This is a genomic window from Myceligenerans crystallogenes (assembly GCF_039529775.1).
GTDB classification, from domain to species: Bacteria; Actinomycetota; Actinomycetes; order Actinomycetales; family Cellulomonadaceae; genus Myceligenerans; species Myceligenerans crystallogenes.
In genome coordinates, this window is the sequence record NZ_BAAANL010000014.1 from 1 (window position 1) to 5,540 (window position 5,540).

A 5,540-nucleotide genomic window follows, 5' to 3' on the forward strand; every position below is an offset into this window, starting at 1 on the left:
AAGAAGTCCGGCGGCGTCCTACTCTCCCACCCCCTCACAAGGGCAGTACCATCGGCGCTGTAGGGCTGAGCTTCCGGGTTCGGAATGGGACCGGGCGTTTCCCCTACGCTATGACCGCCGTAACACTATCGGGTTATCAAACCAACCTATGGGACCAGCCCCGTCATCCCCAGCCGGCCTGTGAACAGGCCGTAACAGGATCAGGGGTGGTGGTCCGGTCGTTTCCCGGGAACCGCACAGTGGACGCGAACACGCAACTAAAGAGTGTTGTTGAGGTTGTCGGCTGGTTAGTACCGGTCAGCTCCAACCATTACTGGTCTTCCACCTCCGGCCTATCAACCCGGTAGTCTCCCGGGTGCCTACCCCCCAAAGGGGTGGAGTTCTCATCTTGAAGCAGGCTTCCCGCTTAGATGCTTTCAGCGGTTATCCCTTCCGAACGTAGCCAACCAGCCATGCTCCTGGCGGAACAACTGGCACACCAGAGGTTCGTCCGTCCCGGTCCTCTCGTACTAGGGACAGCCCTTCTCAAAACTCCTGCGCGCGCAGCGGATAGGGACCGAACTGTCTCACGACGTTCTAAACCCAGCTCGCGTACCGCTTTAATGGGCGAACAGCCCAACCCTTGGGACCAACTCCAGCCCCAGGATGCGACGAGCCGACATCGAGGTGCCAAACCATGCCGTCGATATGGACTCTTGGGCAAGATCAGCCTGTTATCCCCGGGGTACCTTTTATCCGTTGAGCGACCACGCTTCCACAAGCCATGGCCGGATCACTAGTTCCGACTTTCGTCCCTGCTCGACCTGTCAGTCTCACAGTCAAGCTCCCTTGTGCACTTACACTCGACACCTGATTGCCAACCAGGCTGAGGGAACCTTTGAGCGCCTCCGTTACATTTTAGGAGGCAACCGCCCCAGTTAAACTACCCACCAGGCACTGTCCCTGAACCAGATCATGGTCCGAAGTTAGATGCCCGAAGCGATCAGAGTGGTATTTCAACGTTGACTCCACCCACACTGGCGTGCAAGCTTCACAGTCTCCCACCTATCCTACACAAACCGCACCGAACACCAATACCAAGCTATAGTAAAGGTCCCGGGGTCTTTCCGTCCTGCTGCGCGTAACGAGCATCTTTACTCGTAATGCAATTTCGCCGAGTTCGCGGTCGAGACAGCGGAGAAGTCGTTACGCCATTCGTGCAGGTCGGAACTTACCCGACAAGGAATTTCGCTACCTTAGGATGGTTATAGTTACCACCGCCGTTTACTGGGGCTTAAATTCTGAGCTTCACCCGAAGGCTGACCCGTCCTCTTAACCTTCCAGCACCGGGCAGGCGTCAGTCCGTATACATCGTCTTACGACTTCGCACGGACCTGTGTTTTTAGTAAACAGTCGCTTCTCCCTGGTCTCTGCGACCCTCCCCGCTCCCCCCGCAAGTGGGTTCACGGATCGGGCCCCCCTTCTCCCGAAGTTACGGGGGCATTTTGCCGAGTTCCTTGACCACGATTCGCTCGATCACCTTAGTATTCTCTACCTGACCACCTGAGTCGGTTTAGGGTACGGGCGGCTAGAACCTCGCGTCGAGGCTTTTCTTGGCAGCAGAGGATCACCACGTTCCACCTTACGGCGTCACCATCAGCCCTCACCCTTCACGCCCCGCGGATTTACCTACGAGACAGGCTACAACCTTGGACGTGGACAACCATCGCCACGTGCGGCTACCTTCCTGCGTCACCCCTGTTAACACGCTTACCTACTACCGGATCAGGTCCCACGCCGCCGGCAACGATGAGTCCGAAGACTCGGTGTCGCCCTTGGGATGGTTAGTATCACCGGACTCGGTATGGGCGGTTCTTCGCCGGTAGGAGAATATCAACTCCTTGTCCATCGACTACGCCTGTCGGCCTCGCCTTAGGTCCCGACTAACCCAGGGCGGATAAACCTGGCCCTGGAACCCTTGGTCATTCGGTGGACGGGATTCTCACCCGTCATTCGCTACTCATGCCTGCATTCTCACTCCCGCGACCTCCACGACTGGATCACTCCGCCGCTTCAACGGTCGCAGGACGCTCCCCTACCCAACCACACCCCTGACAGGCAAACCTGTAGGGTAACGTGTGATTGCCACGGCTTCGGCGGTGTGCTTGAGCCCCGCTACATTATCGGCGCGGAATCACTTGACCAGTGAGCTATTACGCACTCTTTCAAGGGTGGCTGCTTCTAAGCCAACCTCCTGGTTGTCTGAGCAACTCCACATCCTTTCCCACTGAGCACACGCTTAGGGGCCTTAGCCGGCGATCTGGGCTGTTTCCCTCTCGACCCACGGAGCTTATCCCCCGCAGTCTCACTGCCACGCTAACTTCACTGGCATTCGGAGTTTGGCTGACGTCAGTAACCTTGTAGGGCCCATTAGCCATCCAGTAGCTCTACCTCCAGGAAGCACCACGCAACGCTGCACCTAAATGCATTTCGGGGAGAACCAGCTATCACGGAGTTTGATTGGCCTTTCACCCCTAACCACAGGTCATCCCCCAGGTTTTCAACCCTGGTGGGTTCGGGCCTCCACACCGTCTTACCGGCGCTTCACCCTGCCCATGGCTAGATCACCCCGCTTCGGGTCTAGACCCGGCGACTCAAACGCCCTATTCAGACTCGCTTTCGCTACGGCTACCCCACCCGGGTTAACCTCGCCACCGAGCACTAACTCGCAGGCTCATTCTTCAAAAGGCACGCCATCACCCCTGCAAAGGAGGCTCTGACGGATTGTAGGCACACGGTTTCAGGTACTATTTCACTCCCCTCCCGGGGTACTTTTCACCTTTCCCTCACGGTACTGGTCCGCTATCGGTCATCAGGAAGTATTTAGGCTTACCAAGTGGTCTTGGCAGATTCACACGAGATTTCACGGGCCCCGTGCTACTCGGGACAACCCCCACCAGGCCACACCATTTCACCTACGGGACTCCCACCCTCTACGGTCCGGTATTCAACCCGGTTCGGCTATAGTACGGCTTTATCACTGGCCCCAGGACTGTCAGATCCCAGAAGAGGCTCCCACTACCCCGCACACGCAACGCCTGACAGCTTGACACGCGCACGGTTTAACCTCATCCGCTTTCGCTCACCACTACTCACAGAATATCTCTTCCTGCCGGTACTGAGATGTTTCACTTCCCGGCGTTCCCCCCACACGTCCTATACATTCAGACGCGGGTACCCGAACATGACTTCGGGTAGGTTCCCCCATTCGGAAACCCTCGGATCACAGCTCGTTAGCCAGCTCCCCGAGGCTTATCGCAGGCTACAACGTCCTTCATCGGCTCCTGATGCCAAGGCATCCACCCTGTGCCCTTCAAAACTTCAACAACACTAAGATTCGAAACAAACCGTCCACAACCCGAAAGCTGTGAAAGAATTTGATTACGCAGAACACACCACACTCACAGAGCATGGATGTGTCCAGAGATGCTCGCGTCCACTATGCAGTTCTCAAGCAACGAACGAACCCACCAGCACCACCAACGACCAGACCCAGCACCCGTGTCACCACGAACATCTGAGCGGTATCGTCCGGGCTGGTGACCCGAACCAGAAGCCCCGGCAGGCAGAACCCCACCCAGAGGGTGAGGACCCGCGGCCGGTTGCCTCAGGACCCAACAGTGTGCTTGGCGAACCCATCCCGGACCGCGGACCCGTGTTCCAGCCGGCAGACAAGCTGCCGGCGTACTAGCGGGCCCGACCCTGTCCGGGCGGGCTCTTCGTCAATGTTCCACCCATGAGCTTCCACCCGGGACGCGTTCGGTCCCGGCGCGGGCCTGACCCCCGACACCACCAGCAGAACCAGTGTGTGTGTCCGGGGTAGATGCTCCTTAGAAAGGAGGTGATCCAGCCGCACCTTCCGGTACGGCTACCTTGTTACGACTTAGTCCCAATCGCCAGTCCCACCTTCGACCACTCCCTCCCTTGCGGGTTGGGCCGTGAGCTTCGGGTGTTACCAACTTTCGTGACTTGACGGGCGGTGTGTACAAGGCCCGGGAACGTATTCACCGCAGCGTTGCTGATCTGCGATTACTAGCGACTCCGACTTCACGGGGTCGAGTTGCAGACCCCGATCCGAACTGAGACCGGCTTTTAGGGATTCGCTCCACCTCACGATATCGCAACCCTCTGTACCGGCCATTGTAGCATGCGTGAAGCCCAAGACATAAGGGGCATGATGATTTGACGTCATCCCCACCTTCCTCCGAGTTGACCCCGGCAGTCTCCCATGAGTCCCCGGCATAACCCGCTGGCAACATAGGATAAGGGTTGCGCTCGTTGCGGGACTTAACCCAACATCTCACGACACGAGCTGACGACAACCATGCACCACCTGTACACCGACCTTGCGGGGCATCCATCTCTGAATGTTTCCGGTGTATGTCAAGCCTTGGTAAGGTTCTTCGCGTTGCATCGAATTAATCCGCATGCTCCGCCGCTTGTGCGGGCCCCCGTCAATTCCTTTGAGTTTTAGCCTTGCGGCCGTACTCCCCAGGCGGGGCACTTAATGCGTTAGCTACGGCACAGAACGAGTGGAACCCGCCCCACACCTAGTGCCCAACGTTTACGGCATGGACTACCAGGGTATCTAATCCTGTTCGCTCCCCATGCTTTCGCTCCTCAGCGTCAGTAACGGCCCAGAGACCTGCCTTCGCCATCGGTGTTCCTCCTGATATCTGCGCATTCCACCGCTACACCAGGAATTCCGGTCTCCCCTACCGCACTCCAGCCTGCCCGTACCCGATGCCAGCCCGAGGTTGAGCCTCGGGTTTTCACACCAGACGTGACAGACCGCCTACGAGCTCTTTACGCCCAATAATTCCGGACAACGCTTGCGCCCTACGTATTACCGCGGCTGCTGGCACGTAGTTAGCCGGCGCTTCTTCTACAAGTACCGTCACCCGAAGGCTTCTTCCTTGTCGAAAGAGGTTTACAACCCGAAGGCCGTCATCCCTCACGCGGCGTCGCTGCATCAGGCTTTCGCCCATTGTGCAATATTCCCCACTGCTGCCTCCCGTAGGAGTCTGGGCCGTGTCTCAGTCCCAGTGTGGCCGGTCGCCCTCTCAGGCCGGCTACCCGTCGACGCCTTGGTAGGCCATCACCCCACCAACAAGCTGATAGGCCGCGAGCCCATCCCCCACCAAAATTCTTTCCACCCACCACCATGCGGCAGTGAGAGAATATCCGGTATTAGACCTCGTTTCCAAGGCTTATCCCGAAGAGGGGGGCAGGTTACTCACGTGTTACTCACCCGTTCGCCACTAATCCACCCAGCAAGCTGGGCTTCATCGTTCGACTTGCATGTGTTAAGCACGCCGCCAGCGTTCGTCCTGAGCCAGGATCAAACTCTCCATCAAAGCTTTCACTCCACTGGAGTTTCAATCATACTGGCCCGAACCAAAACTAGCTTGGTCCGATCCAAAACAACATCCCCATAACGAGGATAAATTTGGCATTGACTATCAAGCACACTGTTGAGTTCTCAAACAACCGACGCACAC

Annotated in this window: 3 rRNA genes; all 3 read right to left on the reverse strand. The window is 57.6% G+C overall.

Going from position 1 to position 5,540, the window contains the following annotated elements:
- Positions 1-5 precede the first annotated feature (5 nt).
- The 3 genes from rrf to ABD208_RS20315 all read right to left on the reverse strand — a co-directional run bounded on the left by rrf (position 6) and on the right by ABD208_RS20315 (position 5,396).
- Positions 6-122: ribosomal RNA gene (rrf, locus tag ABD208_RS20305) — 5S ribosomal RNA — on the reverse strand.
- Between the two features lie 145 nt (positions 123-267).
- Positions 268-3,365: ribosomal RNA gene (locus tag ABD208_RS20310) — 23S ribosomal RNA — on the reverse strand.
- Positions 3,366-3,873: 508 nt separating this feature from the next.
- Positions 3,874-5,396 (reverse strand): 16S ribosomal RNA (locus tag ABD208_RS20315).
- The 16S, 23S and 5S rRNA genes sit together here, the layout of an rRNA operon.
- Positions 5,397-5,540: the final 144 nt, after the last annotated feature.